Origin of the sequence: Bdellovibrio bacteriovorus (assembly GCF_041888015.1) — a bacterium.
In the GTDB taxonomy this organism is placed as follows: domain Bacteria; phylum Bdellovibrionota; class Bdellovibrionia; order Bdellovibrionales; family Bdellovibrionaceae; genus Bdellovibrio.
Genome location: NZ_CP168968.1, coordinates 1382038 through 1399118, shown reverse-complemented (window position 1 = coordinate 1399118; position 17081 = coordinate 1382038). Strand labels below are relative to the sequence as shown.

Below are 17081 nucleotides of genomic sequence, written 5' to 3'. Positions count from 1 at the left end.
AACTCCTTAAATAATGGACTGACCATTGACGGTGACAGTACTGTCTTCTTGCTGACCACGCGGACCAGAGGCCCCGTTGTCACCTTTTTGACCTTGAGCACCTTGCCTGCCTGCGACCGACCCCTCACATCCAGGGCGACCAGTACCAGGGGCTCCACCTTCTCCACCCTTGCCACCTTCGCTACCGGGACCACCGAAACCGCCCAATCCAGGCTCAACCCTCAGACTGGCCGTAAAGAAAGGGCCCGTGGAAATTGAAATATCGACAGAACCTGAATGGCCACCAATCATCCCCATACCTCCGCGATATCCTTTGGGGCCTTCGCCGCCGGGTGTGCCATCAGAAGGTCTTCTCTCACAAACAAGCTCACAAATTTCCCGGCCAGGACGTGCCAACAAAGCATCCCGATAGACTCCACCACCAAAGCAGCTTCTGTGGAATTTTGCATCCGATCCACGTGCCCCATTTGCTCCGACTCCCGTCTGCAATGCTGCCGGCAAGCCATCGCCCCCTGCTGTTCCACGCATATTGATATTCAAGTGTCCCATAGCCATACCTGCTCGTAACGAAAGATAGCCCCCATTTTTACCCACCTGTCCTGCGGCTGGAATTTTCTCCGCGTCTTCCCGGGAGAATGATTCAATGGTGGCCGTGTCTTCCGCATAAAGGCGACCGACTTCCAGGTAAACCTGCTGTCCTTCTGTGCGAAGAATATTTTCTTTTTCAATGAAGATGATGCCGAACTTATAGGCCCCGGAAGAAATTCCCAAAGACTGCAAAGTCGTCACTTTATCTGCGGAGGAAACCACCAGATCGGGAGTCAAAGTGTAAGTGCTTTCCGCGATTAGTTTTTCCTGAGAATAGATACGGTAAGTGACAGTTTTCTGAGTGTGATCATTCTTCCAAAGATTCAAGCGGTCTGAAATCACGTACTGACCCGACACATACTTTGCATCAATTTTGGAAATGGATTCATAGGCAGGGTTTACCGCCAAAGATGAAAACGAGCGCTTGATCTCAAGCTGGTTGACGTAAATATTTTCCGGGATCGACAGCTTGGTTTCGTAGATATTAAGATTATTTTTGAACTCTGAATAATTTGAACGGTCTTCGCGAAGATCCGCGACCTTCTTGATCTCAATCACCACACCTTCAGCAAGAACACGGCGGGGGTTGACCTCTTGAGCACTATTGTCTGAGCCCGCAGTCGGGCTTTGCGGGCTGTTTCCACCTGTGCCTTGGCACGCCAGAAGGTGGCCGGACAGGATTGCAATCATGAACATTTTAAAAGTGTTTTGTACTGACATAACATCTCCTTTATCGTCAGTACCCCCCAAAGCAAGGTACGTTCCGACCTTCAGATCCGATATATGTCTTCTGAGCTCCTTTTTCGGATATTCCCGTGGAATTCCAAGGACGGAATTCTTAATTCTAAGACTTTTTAAAAAGCCCTGTGCAGGTATCAGGGCATAAAAAAACCCACCTTTAAAGGGTGGGTTTGACGTCTTTTGATAAAAACAAATTCTTTTCTACGCGCGACCTGTGGAGCCGAAGCCACCCGCACCACGCTCAGTGGAGCTCAGCTCGTCCACGATTTCGAATTGCGCTTGAATCACGGGAGCCACAACCAGTTGGGCACAGCGCTCTTGATCGCTGATAACCACGGGCTCGTTGCCCAGATTGATCACGATGATTTTTACTTCGCCGCGATAGTCAGCATCAATCGTGCCCGGAGTGTTCAATACCGTCAGGCCACTTTTTGCCGCCCAACCACTGCGCGGACGGGCTTGGATTTCATATCCCAATGGAACTTCAAAGCTCAGACCCGTTGGGATCATCGCTCGTTCACCGGGATTCAAAGTCACAGCTCCAGCAAGCTGAGCACGAACATCAACACCGCTGGCCCCCAAAGACTGATAGGCAGGAATTTCGCCGCGGAAGTTTTCCAGTTTTTTGATTTTTACAGCCAACTTTTGCATTTCAATCCTCGCTCTCAGAATTACAATTTAAGATCGCTCCACCAGCTCTCAAGTGATTTCACTTCAGGGCCCAGAAGAACACCGGATGCTTTATCCAGATCCAGTTCGTGGCGGATATAGTGATTTACGGAATCCACTGTCACCGCCTTGATTTCTTCAATCACAGACTCAACAGCGCGGTACTTGCCGAACACCATCTCATTCACTGCCAAGGACGTCATACGATTCTCAATATCGTCAGATCCCAGAAGAATGCTGCCGATGATCTGAGTTTTGCACATCTCCACATCTGCCTTGGTCACACCCTGCTTGCGAATCTTCGCAAACTCTTTAGAGATCAAATCCCCGACTTTACGGGCATTCTTGGCTTCTGTTCCCGCATAGATCGTCAACATACCAGAATCAATATTGGTGTTCAGGCTGGAGTGAATGGAATAAACCAGGCCTCTTTTTTCACGCACACTTTGATACAGCTTGGATGTCATGCCTCCACCCAAAAGAGTGTTGGTCACCACCGCCTCAAAACGATGTTTGTCCTGGAAGCTGGCTGTTGGGAACCCCAAAAGCATGTGGACCTGTTCTGCCTGTTTTTCCACGACATGACGACGGGTCAACCAGCGCGGAACACGACGGGTGTTTTTAAGTTCACTTTTCTTTTTGACGCCCAGACGTTTCTGGATTCCGGCCATCAGTTCATCATGGTTGATACAACCCGAAGCACTGATAATGATGTTTTTGCCGGTGTAATTACGACGGTAATAATCCATCACCTGGGTCTGTTTCATACGAGCCACAGAAACCGGCGTCCCCAGGATCGGACGTCCCAAGGGGTGTTTGCCATAGACCTGTTCATAGAACACGTCATAGACCATATCTTCATGGCTGTCTTCGGACATGGCGATCTCTTGCAGGATCACGCCCTTTTCCAGATCAAATTCTTTTTGAACCAGCTTCATGTTGGAAACCAAGTCCGCCAGAACATCCAACGCCTTTTCCCAATGGTCTTTCAAAACCAGGGCATGATAGCAGGTGTATTCGCGTGTGGTGTAGGCATTGAGTTCTCCACCCAAGGCTTCCAAGGATTTGGCAATTTGATAGGCCGAACGATTTTTGGTGCCTTTGAAGACCAGATGTTCAAGCAAGTGGGAAATACCGGCAACTTCAGGAGTTTCATCCCGCGTCCCCGTCAAAACCCAAATACCCATAGAAACGGCACGGGACCCTGGGTGAAGCTCGCTCACCACCCGGATCCCGTTAGAAAGTTCAGTTTTTTTGAACTTAGTGTCTGTCACAATTACTGAAGCAAAGCCTTACGGGAAAGCTTGACGCGACCAGAACGGTCAACCTCAAGAACCTTAACATCAATAATCTCACCTTCTTTGAGTACGTCAGAAACTGCGCGTACACGTTCGTTGGAGATTTCAGAGATGTGCAAAAGACCTTGCGTGTTCGGAAGGATTTCAACGAAAGCACCGAATTCAGCGATCTTCACGATACGGCCTTTGTAGGTCTTACCCACTTCGGCTTCAGCGATGATGTCGTTGATCATTGCGATAGCTTTTTTTGTTGCTTCTGGATCAGCGGAAGCGATGTTGATCGTACCATCATCCTGGATTTCGATCTTAACACCTGTAGCTTCCGTGATACCACGGATCACTTTACCACCAGAACCGATCACTTCACGGATCTTATCTGGCTTGATTTTGATTGTTTCAATACGAGGAGCAAATTCAGAGATTTGACCACGAGGAACTTTGATCACTTTTTCCATCTCGTTCAAGATGTGTGAACGACCTTCTTTAGCTTGCGCCAAAGCTTGTTCCATCACTTCGAAAGAAACAGAGTCGATTTTGATATCCATTTGAAGAGCCGTGATCCCTTGTGGAGTGCCCGCAACTTTGAAGTCCATGTCACCCAAGTGATCTTCATCACCCAGGATGTCAGTCAGAACCGCAACACGGTCACCTTCTTTGATCAAGCCCATTGCCACACCGGCAACGTTGCCTTTCAAAGGAACACCGGCATCAAGCAATGCCATAGTACCAGAGCACACTGTACCCATTGAAGAGGAACCGTTGGATTCCAAAACTTCAGACACGATACGGATTGTGTATGGGAACTTTTCGAAATCCGGAAGAACTGCTTTGATCGCGCGTTCTGCCAAGTTACCGTGACCGATCTCACGACGGCTGGTACCGGACATACGACCCACTTCACCTACAGAGTATGGAGGGAAGTTGTAGTGAAGCATGAATTTACGCTTCTGCAGACCCAACAGTGAATCAACCATTTGTTCATCATCAGCTGTACCCAAAGTCACAGTCCCCAAAACTTGAGTTTCACCACGAGTGAACAAGCCAGAACCGTGAGCACGAGGCAGGATACCAACTTCGTTGGCGATCGGACGTACAGTTTTCACATCACGACCATCAATACGAACTGCGCGATCCAAAATCATGGAACGAGCTTCTTGGTACTTCAAATCTTCAACGATAGCGTTCAATTCTTTTTTACGCTGTTTCAAAAGATCTTTGTCAGCGATATCAGCAAGAAGAGCTTTTTCAGCTTCTGCCGCTGCTTCATTGGCCGCTGCATAACGGTCCTGCTTTTCTTTGATAGAAAGAGCCGCCGCAATTTTAGATCTCAACAGACCTTCAGCTTTGCCTTTGAAGTCTGCATCGATAGCTGGAGCAGTGAAAGCACGTTTCGCCACAGAACCGGCTTTTTCACGCAACTCATCTTGAGCGTTCAAAAGAGGAAGCAAAGACTGGTGACCGAATTTCAATGCTGCCAAAGCGTCTGCTTCAGAGATGAATTTCGTTTCACCTTCAACCATCAACAAACCATTGCGAGTACCCGCAACGATCATATCCATGTCAGATTTTTCCATCTGTTGTGGAGTTGGGTTGGCTACGAACTGACCGTCAACGCGTGCGATTTGAACCGCTGCTGTTGGGCCGTTGAATGGGATGTCAGAAACATGCAGGGCTGCAGAAGCACCCAAGCTTGCCAAAATTTCCAATGGGAATGCGCCATCCGCAGACAATACTGTCGCAACGATTTGTGTTTCGTGGCGGTAGCCTTCAGGGAAAGAAGGACGGATTGGACGGTCAATAAGACGAGCAATCAAAACTGCATCGTTGGTTGGTTTGGCTTCACGTTTGAAGTAACCACCTGGGATCTTACCTGTTGCATAGAATTTTTCGATGTATTCAACAGTAAGAGGGAAGAAATCTAGTTCAGAGGCTTTTTTTGAAGAAGTCGCAGTAACAAGAACCATGTTGTTACCAGAGCTCACTAGAGCGGCACCATCCGCTTGTTTCGCCAAACGGCCTGTTTCGATGGTAATCTGTTTTCCGCCCACCGATGTTGTTACAGTCGTTTTCATTGAATCTCCTTGAAGTTATCACAAAGCCTTATGCTCTGCTCTGCTGTGGCTTGAAATGACGAAGGGGCTTTTCCCGCCCCTTCATCTAATTTGGAATCTGTTGGATTACTTACGGATTTCCAAAGCTTTGATAAGATCTTGGTACTTCTTAACATCTTTGCGGTGCAAGTAGTCCAAAAGCTTTCTTCTTTGGTTAACCATTGTCACTAGACCGCGACGACCGTGGTGGTCTTTTTTGTGTTTCGCGAAGTGAGTTGTTAGATCGTTGATTTTCGCTGTCAAAAGAGCGATTTGAACTTCAGAAGAACCAGTGTCCAAGTCAGAAGTTTTGAATTTTTTAACGATATCTGCTGTTTGCGTTTTAGTGACTGCCATTAGCGTCTCCTTAATTTGCTCGGGATTTTATCCCGTTTTTAGTTACCATCTCCCCCTTGGCCGTCATGGCTGTCGAACCAGAGAGATTTGAAGTTATTGTTTAAACCCAACCCCTAGAGGGGTCAAGAGTATTTAAAGACCCTGCGAAGAACGAAACCCCGACCCGGCTCAAGGCCGATAATAGCCAGCAGGTGCCCCCCGTCTTGGGCCAGAACCTGAATGTATTGGTCCACGTCCGGATTGAAGGCCGAAATCAATTGAGAGCGCAAATCATGACTGATCTGTCCATTGCCCAAAAGGACCTTATCCTGGCCTTTAATTCGAATACGTTTGACTTGAGGCAAAGCCAGCTCCATCGGAACAAAAGCGGCCCCCAAAGCTCCTGCTTTGACGACCCCTTCAATCTGCTCCAGAGTCTGCGCCTGCTGAATTAAATACGGGGCCGACCATGTCCTGCGCAGTCCACTCATCGCGGCTCCACAGCCCAGGGCTTTGCCTAAAAGATCGATCCAGGTACGGATATAACTGCCTTTGCTGCATTTGATATCAAATTCAGCCCAATCCGGGCCTACTTCGACAGGGACAATATCCCAGAACTTCATCAGCTTCCTGGGAACGGCCACTTCCTGCTCACCGCGGGCGTATTCATAAAGCTTTTTGCCCTGAACTTTAATCGCTGAATAAATAGGCACTTCGACATCCATCTCACCCTGAAGCTTGGCGGCTTCGGCCAGAATCAGCTCCCGGGTCAAATGACCGGTGGGTTTTTGTTCTAAAATCTCGCCCGTGGTGTCCAAAGTGTCCGTGCGAACGCCGAACTGAGCGCGCAGACGGTACCCCTTGTCCCCTTCCAGAATGTATTGGCTGAGCTTGGTGCCTTCATTGATCAGACAAGCCATCAGACCCGAGGCCATCGGATCCAGAGTGCCAGAATGCCCCACCGCGCGCGTACCTAAAATACGGCGCAGACGTGAAACAACGTCGTGGCTGGAGATTCCCGAAGGTTTATCCACCAGCAGAAGACCATTAAATTGATTATTATTCGTCATCGGATTCGTCGGAACTTTCGCCAGGATTTTTGGCTTTGCGCTCAAGCTCAAGTTCGTGAAGGATCTTTTCAACCTTCAGCACCTGCTCGGTGGCGTGATCCAGATAGAACGTCAACCTCGGGCAATAGCGCATTTTCAGCTCTTTACCGATATAGTTCTGAATTTCGAAAGCACGTTCCTGAAGAAGATCCAGCGCTTCATCCTGCTGTTTTTCGTCTCCAAGAACACTGATATAAACTTTGGCAGCACGAAGATCCGCAGGCATTTTCACCGATGCCACAGTCACAAGACCTGGCAACGGCACTTTAAATCCACGGATCAGAAACTGAGCAATGGTCGCTTGAATTTCACGCTCGACGCGGGCTACACGGCGCCCATCACCCATGTTCTTCATTAGTGTGCTCCGCTATCTAGATCGCGAGCCACTTCTTTTTTAACGAAGGCTTCCATCTGGTCGCCCACTTTAACGTCGTTGTAGTTCTCGATACCGATACCGCACTCATAGCCGGCTGCCACTTCTTTGGCGTCGTCTTTGAAGCGTTTAAGGGAGGCAATTTTGCCTTCATAAACAATTTTATTTTCACGCAGCAAACGGATGCTCGCGTTACGCTGAACTTTACCGTCAAGAACGAAGCAACCTGCAATCGTACCAACTTTAGGAACAGTGAACACGTTACGCACTTCTGCACGCCCCAGGACTTCCTCGATGATATCCGGAGACAACAGACCGCCCATAGCAGCCTTCATCTGGTCGATCAGCTCGTACACGATAGAGTACGTACGAACATCCACGCCCATCTGTTTTGCTTTCGCCTGTGCGCCCAGATCCGGACGTACGTTGAAGCCCAGCACGATACCTTTTGCCGTGTTGGCAAGAACGATATCACCTTCGTTAATACCACCCACTGCAGAGTGGATGACACGAGCTTTAACTTCCGGAGTGGACAGCTTGGCAAGCATTCCGTTGATCGCTTCCAAAGAACCATGCACATCGGCTTTCAACACGATCGCAAGTTCTTTCACGTCACCGGCTTTAACTTTCGCAAACACTTCATCCAGAGACAATTTAGTCGCTGGAGTCGCTGCTGCTTTTTCAGCCTGTTCTTTTCTCAATTCAGAAACCTTGGTGGCCGTGACTTCGTCTTTCACGATATCGAACTTGTCACCGGCAGCAGGAACCGCCTCAAGACCCAGCACCTCAACAGGGATACCAGGACCCGCAGACTGAACACGCTCACCACGGTCGTTGGTCAAAGAACGAACGCGGCCTTTCATGGTACCAGCAACGATGTACTGACCCACTTCAACCGTACCGTCTTTAACCAGCAAAGTCGCCACAGGGCCTTTGCCTTTTTCCATTTTTGCTTCGATCACAAGACCGGTACCAGAACGTTTAGGATTGGCTTTCAATTCCGCAACTTCGGCAACCAGCTTAACCTGCTCAAGCAATTCTTTAACACCTGTTCTCTTCAACGCAGAAACTTCGCAGAAGATCGTGGAACCACCCCACTCCTCAGGAACGATTTCAAGCTCAGTCAACTGTTGCTTGATTCGCTCCGGATTCGCAGCTGGTTTATCAATCTTATTCACAGCCACGATGATAGGTACACCCGCTGCTTTAGCGTGGTTAATCGCCTCTTGAGTTTGAGGCATCATACCATCATCCGCCGCCACCACGATGATCGCGATATCAGTCGCATTGGCACCACGAGCACGCATCGCCGTAAAGGCTTCGTGGCCCGGAGTATCCAGGAAGGTGATCAAGCTGCCATCGTCGATTTTCACGCTATAGGCACCAATGTGCTGCGTGATACCGCCGGCCTCGCCTTTAGCTACGTCCGCATTGCGAATCGCATCCAAAAGGGATGTTTTACCGTGGTCGACGTGACCCATGACTGTCACTACTGGTGGACGAGTCACTGGAGCCGCATCCAGATCACCGAATGCCGTTTGTTCAGCAACTTCGTCCGCCGTTTTAAATACGTTTTGTGCTTCCCAACCGAACTCCGGAACGATCAAGGCGATCGTCTCAAAGTCCAGATCCATGTTCATGTTGGCCATCACACCTTGCTTCATCAGCTCACGAACCAATTGAGGCGCCTTCAGACCCATTTCCATGGCAAGGTCGCTCAACTTCATCGTGTTATTCACCTTCACCACGCGTTTGTGCGCGGAAGGTGTCGTGATCTGAGTCTTCATAGAGTCGCGATCCAACATGCCTTTTTTCTTTTTAGGCTGGAAGACCATTTCACGCTTACGGAATTCCACCGCGTTGAATGATACGACTACTTCCTCTTTTTCGCCTCCACGGCCACCCGCTGCGCCCGGACCTGCGCCCGTCGCTGGTGCGGCCGGAGCACCGAATCTCTTACGTTTATCGAAATCACGGCCACGATCACCACCCTGATCCACGATCGGTTCAGGAGGCTGATTCTGCGCTACAAATCCTGTACGGATATTGCGAGTCGGAGCACCGCCTGCTGGACGGTTGAAACCGCCAGGACGCTGACCTGTGAAGGATGCGCTGGCTCCACGCTGTTCGCCACCCGGCCCGCGAGGCTGGAATCCACCTGTGCGCTCCCCTTGAGGGCGCTGAGGGGCTTGTGACTGAACGCGGGACAGATCCATGCGTCCGATAATATTTCTTTTTGGTGCCGATGCCGGCGTGGCAGAACTGGAAACACCGCTGGTGCCCACAACAACCTCTTTCTTACGAGCTTGTGGGGCTGCCGCAGGCTCCGCTGCTACAGGGGCCACAGGAGCCGGTGCCGGCGTTTCTTTCGCCACCACTGGTTCCACTTTTTCAACCGGAGTTGGAGCCGCCTCTTTGACAGGGGCTTTCTCAACAACGGGTTCTGCAGCCACTTCCGGTGCTGCCTCAACTTCTTCAGCTTCCACTTTCGCAGCAGGCTTCTTCACCACGACACGTGTGGTTTTGGAAGCCGCATCTTCTGTTTCCGCTTCAGGCTTCGCGACGATCTTAGCCTTTGGAGCCTCAACCGGAGCTTCATCTTTCTTTCTGCGAATCACAGGGGCTTTTGCGGCCGCAGAGGCCTCTGCTTCTGCAGGTGGCGCTACTGCTTTTTTCGGAGCCGCTTTACGAGCAGCTGTCTTTTTGGGTTTCGGCTCATCGGAGGATTTTTCACCACCGCTGAGTTTAATTTTAATTTGCTCAAGAACTTCTGGTTCTAGCTCCGCCATGTGACTTTTCACAGGCAAATGCCACTCGCGGATTTTATCCATGAGGGCCAGCGGGGTCATCCCGATCTCTTTTGCAAATTCAAAAACCTTTGGATTACTCACTCAGTCTCCCTGTAGTTGTTCTCTATCCAAAAAAATTATTCTTCTTCCGCTTCTTGTTGATCGAGTTTTTTCAACTCTTGTTTCAACAGAAGGTCTGCCTGCTCTTTTGCAGACACATTGGATTGCTTATCCTTAGAAACAGAAGGCGCTGTCGGAACAGGGATACCTTCGGATTCATATTTAGCAACCAGGCCCTTGGCTTCGTTGGAAAGCTTTTCAGCCTTGTCTGGATCGTCATAGCCAGGAATTGTCATCAACTCGTCAACAGCCGCCGTCGCCACAGCCTGGAATGAACCGAAGCCAGACTGGAAGATGTTCTGAGCCATGGTTTCGCTCATGCCCGGGATCAACATCAAATTGAAGATGGATTCCGCAGTACGGGAAGCCGCTGAAGATTCAGAAATGATATCCAGTTTCCAAGTCGTCAGTTTCGCTGCCAGACGCACGTTTTGACCACGTTTACCGATCGCCAAAGACAATTGAGAGTCTGGAACAACGATTTCCATTTCGCGGTTGGCATCATCCAGGAACACGCGAGAGATTTCCGCAGGAGCCAAAGCGTTGCACGCAAAACGAGTGATATCTTCGTCCCAAGGAACGATATCGATTTTCTCGCCACGAAGTTCCTGAACGATATTCTGAACTCGGGAGCCCTTCATACCCACGCAAGCGCCGACTGGATCAACGGAGTTGTCTTTAGAACGAACCGCGATTTTCGCGCGTTGGCCTGGCTCACGAGCCGCTGCCATGATCTCAACAACACCGTCGTAGATTTCTGGAACTTCCATTTCGAAAAGTTTCATCAAATAACGTTCATCAGCGCGAGACATGATGATTTGCGGTCCACGTGTCGTCTGACGAACTTCAGAAAGGTAACCTTGAATACGATCGCCTGGCTTGTATTGTTCGCCTGGGATTTGTTCACGAGGTGGGATGTACGCTTCAGTACGGCCCAAATCGACAACGATCGCGCCTTTTTCTACGCGACGAGCGATACCGGAAGCGATCTCGCCTTTTCGCTCTTCAAATTCGTTGAAGATGATATTGCGTTCAGCATCACGCACTTTCTGCATGATGATTTGTTTTGCTGTTTGAGCTGCAATACGACCCAAATCAGAAGCTTCCAACTTGATACCAACGGAGTCATCAATCTGAACATTTGGATCCAGCTTTTGAGCTTCGTCCAAAGGAATCTCTACTTCTTCATCAATGTATTTTTCACGAGGAACAACCTCTTTGAACTCAAACAGTTCAACTTCGCCGGTGTCTTCGTTGTAGGCAGCTTCGATCTCGCGATAAGTGCCGTATTTTTTACGGGCAGCTACCAACATACCCTGAGTGATTGCGTCGATAACAACTTGCTTATCGATACCTTTGTCTTTTCCGACTTGATCAATCACTTTGGAAAGATCTGAAAACACATTTTCAGCCATGATTTTCCTCTCTCGTTACTTTTTCTGACCTTTAGTAAATTCAAAAACCAATTTTGCTCTGTCGATCATTGTGTACGGGATCTTGATTTCAACATCCTTCACAACGAAACGAACGCCCTGATCGTCTGCGGATTCCAAAACTTCTTCAACAGTCTTGGCATTCTTCCACTTCTTATCCTCCACACCCACGGATTCCAGAGCTTTCAAGGTTTTGATGTAAACCTTTTTGCCGACTGCTTTCTGGAAATGCCAAGGTTGTTTCAAGTGACGGTCCAGACCTGGAGTCGAAACTTCCAGACTGTACTCCCCACCGGGAATCAACTCTTCATCTGCATCCAGAATTTCGCTCAAACCTCTGGAAACATTGGTGCAATCATCAATGCTGATGGCACCCTCTTCATTCTTATCAATAAACAAACGCAGAGTCCTGCCCTTGCCCAAGCCAACGAATTCGATATCATAAAGCAAACAACCTTGCGCGGTTGCCACGTCGCTGGCGATCTTTTCTATCTTTGCCATCCAAGCAGGAGACTGTGACATTTCTCTCAATCCTAAATATTACCCACGAGGGCAATACAAAAAGCCTTCACAAGCCCCTAAGAACCTGCTTCAGCTACCTCGTCGTACGTGTTGGGTTCGACTTTGTGGGAACTGCCCGGGCGGGGCCGGTACAAAAAAAAATGGGCCTGCGGGGCCCATTGAACGGATTTAAATTAACAATAAAATCGAGAGAGTGCAAGGGTTTATCTCGACCTCGGCCTTGCGGGTCGCCCGACCTCAAGAAGCCGAGTACAAAATAGCAGTTGCCCCGTCCTTATAATACCGAGGCCGCCTCCGAACCTCTCTAAATCCGAGCTTTTCATAAAGTTTTTGCGCTGAGACGTTCTCTTCATGCACTTCCAGCCAAATCGCCCGCCCCTGACCCTTTGCAGCAATCATATGGGCAAGCAGCGCTCCCATATAACCCAGTCGCCGAAACTGAGGGTGCGTTGCCACCAAGGAGATCTCCCACACATCCGGAACTTCGCGATAAAGCACGAACCCTGCCAGAGCCTCGCCCTCAAAAATCCCCAAGGCCTCGGCCGTCGCCATTTCAGCCCCCAAAAGATCATTGGGCCAGTAAAACTGCGGCAACATCCCCTGCTCCTGGTGAATAGCCTCCACCAAGGCCCTCATGGCTGGTTTATGGGGTCCTTTAAGGACTTCAATATGCATAGTTATTCCGCCACGAAGTTGCGCACTTTGTATTTGCGCTTGATAACTTCAAACCATGAACGGATGCGCTCTTCCAACTGCTGCTGAGCCAGAAAAGTTTTGATGTTTTCCTTGAATCCCTCAAAAGGAGAACTGCCGAACTTCGCACGATTGTTTTCGTAATAAACCTGAGCTTCCTGATCGGTGATAATCCCCGCCATGGAGTTGGTTTTAAACTTCAAAAAACTTTTGGCAGCCAACTTGCGAGTCGTAAACTTCTTCACTTCGGCAGCCGTGGGTTCGATCTGGGCCCAATAAGCCTTCCCCGCCACCGCACGGTCGATTTTTACCAGCGCATCCTGCACCTCATTGTCAGGCACCGCAGCCACATTGAAGTTCTCTGCCTCCAACGCCACCACCAGCTCCAAAAGCACCTGAGTCACCGCCGAAGTGAACTCGGCCTGACCCGGGCGCAGTTCCGACAAAGCCGTCTTGCCTTTTTCGCCAGACAGGATATGCCCGATGGCCATAGAAATCTGAACCTCACGGCTGGTCACCACATAGTCCGACACCTGCCCAACCGTCTCTGTCACCAGAGTCGCCGCCGAAGCCGAAGTTGCCATAAATATAAGCAGTGAAAACACGAAGCGCATAGAAAGACTATGCCGAAGGAAGCGGACGAAGTCCAGCTTGCGGTGCTGCCGCACCTCCAGCCTCCTCGGCGTAGCCGACGAAGTCCAGTCTCCGCGTCTGCCGACGCTGCGACATCCTGCGCGGGGCGCACAAAAAAACAACCCCCACCTTTTTCGAGGCAGGGGTTGAAACCACTGAGGAATTAATAATTAACTTAGATCTATTAGATTAGAAGTTTACGCGTCCGACAATAGACATTACGTAATACTGCAGTTTTTCGATTGGATTACTGTACTGAGGTCCAGACATAAACGTGTTTTTAGCGTTCACACGGCTGGAAAGATTCCACATGTAACGGAAATCCAAGCCCAAAGAGTACTTCGGACTGAACTCAAGATCCGCACCGACAACAGTACCCACGTCAATGGCGTGAGAGTTTGCAGTTGTGTCGTTCTTATATCCATAAACGTTGTCGTTGGACCAAGAGAAAGATCTATAAGAGTAAGACACCAAACCACCGATAACTGGTCTGATGATACCGTTAAAGAGCTGAACCTTAGCTGCCAACTGACCGGAATACTGATTCACGTCGATATTGTCTGGAATCCAGTAACCACCTGTATTGTTGTACGGATAGTTGTAACCGTAACCACCACCAGTGTAGTAGCCCTGACCCTCAACAGAATAGTTGGAGTACAAGAACGTACCTTCGATCACGAAGTTGTCGTATTTGTTACCGAAAGCCACACCCAAAGCGTAGTTCCCTTTCACATTGCTAACATCTGGATAGTCACCCACACCCAGAACACCGGCAACATACTTGGTTTCGATTGGAGCAATCGCCGCTTCTTCTTCCACCTTCATGGCAGCAGCCAGCTCTTCGCGGATGATGTCGCGTGTGTTTTCTTTAGGCTCTTCAACCTGCTGAACCTGAACAGGCTGTGCATACACAGGCTGAACCACCTGCTGCTGTTGCACTTGCGGAACCTGTTGTTGTTCGTTCATCTGATTGAACTTATCACCGAACAATACAGAAGCTCTTTTCTTTTCATCTTCCATACGGGAAGTTTCAAGCTTCTCTACGATTTTTTGTTCAGTTTGCATTTCTGCATCCTGACGAGCACGACGGATTTGTTCCGCGCGGGACTCCGTCAGCGGAGACGCCTCAATAATAGTAGTCGGCTGTTTTTGAATTTGCTGTTGCTGCAACTGCGCATTCGAAGTCGGTGTTGCCTGATTCAAAATATAAATCGGCTGGCCACTGACCGGCGCTGTGTTGGCAATACCTGCCTGAGCTGCAGGGGCTTGTTGGCTTGAATACATTTGATCAAGCTCAGCATCGACATCGCTTTCAATACTCTGAGCCAGAGCAAATGTCGGCGCGATGCTCAAGGCCGCAAGTATATAGAAATACTTCTTCATAGGGTCTCCTCGTAGTTCTGGTTATATAAAAACCTTTTAGTCACTGGTCGCATAGAGCAAGCCTGATGCCAACCCGGCCAAAAATCGGCCCTCCCGCCTAAGTCCTTGATATCCCGGCGCTCTTCGTCACCCCCCTGAAAAGCCTGCATTCAGCCTGTGACGGGATTTGTGACAACTTCCAGTACGCTTTCTGAAATTCTTGCAAACCGGGATCATAATGCCCCCGACTGTGGATGAATTTGGTAAAACTTCACCTTATATATAAGGAGATCTCTCTGATGCGCCCGTTGTTACGCTCTTCTGTTGCTGTTATTTCTCTTTGTGTTCTGGCTGCGTGCAGCTCTTCTGATTCCGGTGAAAATCTGACTGCGAACGTGGAACCTTCCAACTGTGAAATCACGGGAAATTCCTATGGTATTGTCGGGGGCCAGGTTCTGGGTTCCGGAAACGAACTTAGTTCTTCCACGGTTTTGATTCTTAATATCGACAATAATAAAGATGTCAGCATTTGCACCGGCACATTGATAGACACAGATAAAGTCCTGACGGCCGCCCACTGCGCGCCCCCTTCCGCCCGAGTCACTGCGATCGCCTTCACAAACAATGTGGGATGCGTGGGCTCTGCGCCGAAAAGAACACTTCGTGCCGTGATTGATAAGGCCGTAAACAAGGACTACAGTCATTCCAACTCCATCTACGACGCCACTAATGATATCGCAATTCTGAAATTCAAAGGCAGTATCCCCGAAGGCTATAAAATCCGCAGCCTGCCTTCTGCAGGATTCAGCACCGCCCCTTCCGACACGCTGGTTATGAGCGGCTACGGAACCACCGCAGAAAAAGCAGGCGACTCTGGAACTTTGCGTTTCACGAAATCCTCGGCCTCTAACATTCTCGGCAAAAGTTTCTTCCTGGCCCGCGCCAACCGTACCGTAAGTGTGGATAAAACCATCATTGTTGAACAGCCTCGCACCGGGGTTTGCAGTGGGGACTCCGGAGGAGCCCTTTATGCAAAAACAAAAGACGGCCTGACTTTACTTGGCATCACCTCCATGGGCGTGGACCACAAGGCGATGAAAGACAGCGACGCCCGGGTTTGCCACGGGGTCGCGATCTATGTCGATGTTCGCGAAAATTTAGATTGGATTCGTGAGCAGTCCGCCAAATTGGACCGCGGCTACTAGTGCAAAGACCCTTTCATTGGGTCTATTAGCTGAAAAATTAAGCAAATATCCATAAAGAGGGGCCTTTTTAGGCCTTTCTTTATTTTTTTAAAAGAAATCTCTTGAGTCTTGGCAGCAAACTTATTACAAAAGACTCCTCCTGCGGGTGTGGTGAAATGGTAGACACAGAAGATTCAAAATCTTCCGCGAAAGCATGGGGGTTCAAGTCCCTCCACCCGCACCAACTCTTCTCTTTCTTCAGAAGGTTGGAACAGGCAAAGGTCATCTTCGGATGGCCTTTTTTCGTTTCTGGGGTTCACCCCACTCTCCATCACAGATTGGTCACTTCCGAGAAGCTTTTACTCAGAAGCTCCAAGTTCTTGTTGTCATTTTCAACCAAAGTCCAGGCTTCGATAAAGACTGCTGTCATCAGTTTTCCGGGCGGCTGGGATTTCTCTTCATAGCCTGCCAGCCTCAGGAAGGCAGCCTGGGCTTTCAGATTTTCTTCGACGTAGGCTTTATAGGATTCTGGCGTCACCTTAAAAGAGTTTAAAGCAAAGCCTCTTTTGGTTGTGTCCTGAGACTGTGACTGGGCATACAAAGAATCACCAATATTCTGAATAAAGAACTGCGTCCCGCACTTCATGAAGTTCTCATAATAGGCCTTTGCCAACACGCCATGCCCCAAGGATGGCAACTGCTTATAGCGAGGCTTCACCCGTTGTTTGCCCGTGACACGAATCAGCTCCAGCTTTTCCAGGCCGATCAAATATTTGTCCGTGCTTCTTTGTGTCAGTTTGTGTTTTGCCGCTATTTCTGACGGACTCATATTGTAGAGCGAGATCAGGTACGACAGGAAGCTTCGGTTCTTAGCCAGAAACAACTGCTGCGCCTCGGTGAATTCCTCGCGTTCTTTGGCTTCCGAGTTTATAAGCACCTCGACCTCACTTAACGTCACATCCAGCAGCTCACAAAACTGCAACAAGCGACTGAGACTGAGTTCTTCCGGCCCCAGAATTCTTTTAACTGTGGGCACCGAACACTGAAACTCTTCGGCCACATCCTCGTAGGTCATCTTCTTTTTCTTCAAAAGATCCTTCAGGACATTTTTAATCTGTTGAGACTTAAAATCCGACATCGG

15 protein-coding genes and 1 tRNA gene are annotated in these 17081 nt (G+C 49.3%); 2 read left to right on the top strand and 14 right to left on the bottom strand.

Annotated elements, in window-relative coordinates:
* Positions 1-6 precede the first annotated feature (6 nt).
* From ACES2G_RS06765 to ACES2G_RS06705, 13 genes are all read right to left on the bottom strand, one after another.
* The gene (locus tag ACES2G_RS06765) at positions 7-1308 is read right to left on the bottom strand and encodes a hypothetical protein (RefSeq protein WP_374001633.1); all 1302 of its coding nucleotides are present in this window, start codon (positions 1306-1308) and stop codon (positions 7-9) included.
* 222 nt (positions 1309-1530) lie between these two features.
* Positions 1531-1980: a dUTP diphosphatase gene (gene dut, locus ACES2G_RS06760; RefSeq protein WP_347359648.1), complete on the bottom strand. Its 450-nt coding sequence runs from the start codon at positions 1978-1980 to the stop codon at positions 1531-1533.
* Between the two features lie 20 nt (positions 1981-2000).
* Positions 2001-3272: a M16 family metallopeptidase gene (locus ACES2G_RS06755; protein WP_374001632.1), complete on the bottom strand. Its 1272-nt coding sequence runs from the start codon at positions 3270-3272 to the stop codon at positions 2001-2003.
* Positions 3273-3274: 2 nt separating this feature from the next.
* The gene (pnp, locus tag ACES2G_RS06750) at positions 3275-5368 is read right to left on the bottom strand and encodes a polyribonucleotide nucleotidyltransferase (RefSeq protein ID WP_374001631.1); all 2094 of its coding nucleotides are present in this window, start codon (positions 5366-5368) and stop codon (positions 3275-3277) included.
* A gap of 105 nt (positions 5369-5473) precedes the next feature.
* Positions 5474-5743 carry a 30S ribosomal protein S15 gene (gene rpsO / locus ACES2G_RS06745; protein ID WP_347359645.1) on the bottom strand — a complete coding sequence of 90 codons (270 nt, stop codon included), beginning with the start codon at positions 5741-5743 and terminating at the stop codon, positions 5474-5476.
* A 122-nt stretch (positions 5744-5865) separates the two neighbouring features.
* Entirely contained in the window at positions 5866-6792 is a 927-nt protein-coding gene (gene truB, locus ACES2G_RS06740; RefSeq protein WP_374001630.1) for a tRNA pseudouridine(55) synthase TruB, read from the bottom strand.
* Entirely contained in the window at positions 6782-7186 is a 405-nt protein-coding gene (gene rbfA / locus ACES2G_RS06735) for a 30S ribosome-binding factor RbfA (protein ID WP_374001629.1), read from the bottom strand. The genes truB and rbfA overlap by 11 nt, the downstream gene beginning before the upstream one ends.
* Positions 7186-10095 carry a translation initiation factor IF-2 gene (gene infB, locus ACES2G_RS06730; protein WP_374001628.1) on the bottom strand — a complete coding sequence of 970 codons (2910 nt, stop codon included), beginning with the start codon at positions 10093-10095 and terminating at the stop codon, positions 7186-7188. Before infB ends, rbfA begins: the two co-directional genes overlap by 1 nt.
* A 35-nt stretch (positions 10096-10130) precedes the next feature.
* Complete coding sequence (gene nusA, locus ACES2G_RS06725; RefSeq protein WP_347359579.1) at positions 10131-11528, bottom strand: transcription termination factor NusA; 1398 nt, start codon at positions 11526-11528, stop codon at positions 10131-10133.
* A 15-nt stretch (positions 11529-11543) separates the two neighbouring features.
* Positions 11544-12068: a ribosome maturation factor RimP gene (gene rimP, locus ACES2G_RS06720; RefSeq protein WP_374001627.1), complete on the bottom strand. Its 525-nt coding sequence runs from the start codon at positions 12066-12068 to the stop codon at positions 11544-11546.
* Positions 12069-12305: 237 nt separating this feature from the next.
* Positions 12306-12743: a GNAT family N-acetyltransferase gene (locus ACES2G_RS06715; RefSeq protein ID WP_347359577.1), complete on the bottom strand. Its 438-nt coding sequence runs from the start codon at positions 12741-12743 to the stop codon at positions 12306-12308.
* Positions 12744-12745: 2 nt separating this feature from the next.
* Entirely contained in the window at positions 12746-13429 is a 684-nt protein-coding gene (locus ACES2G_RS06710; protein ID WP_347359576.1) for a hypothetical protein, read from the bottom strand.
* Positions 13430-13583: 154 nt separating this feature from the next.
* Complete coding sequence (locus ACES2G_RS06705; protein ID WP_374001626.1) at positions 13584-14777, bottom strand: hypothetical protein; 1194 nt, start codon at positions 14775-14777, stop codon at positions 13584-13586.
* Positions 14778-15055: 278 nt separating this feature from the next.
* Here ACES2G_RS06705 and ACES2G_RS06700 point away from each other — a divergent pair, with 278 nt between their 5' ends.
* Positions 15056-15961, top strand: coding sequence for a trypsin-like serine protease (locus tag ACES2G_RS06700; protein ID WP_347357623.1), 906 nt, complete (start codon positions 15056-15058; stop codon positions 15959-15961).
* Positions 15962-16102: 141 nt separating this feature from the next.
* Positions 16103-16184: transfer RNA gene (locus tag ACES2G_RS06695), tRNA-Leu, on the top strand.
* An 87-nt stretch (positions 16185-16271) separates the two neighbouring features.
* On the opposite strand, the gene ACES2G_RS06690 is transcribed toward ACES2G_RS06695, so the two are convergent.
* A complete protein-coding gene (locus tag ACES2G_RS06690) occupies positions 16272-17078 on the bottom strand; it encodes a helix-turn-helix domain-containing protein (protein ID WP_374001625.1) in 807 nt (268 codons plus the stop codon).
* Positions 17079-17081: the final 3 nt, after the last annotated feature.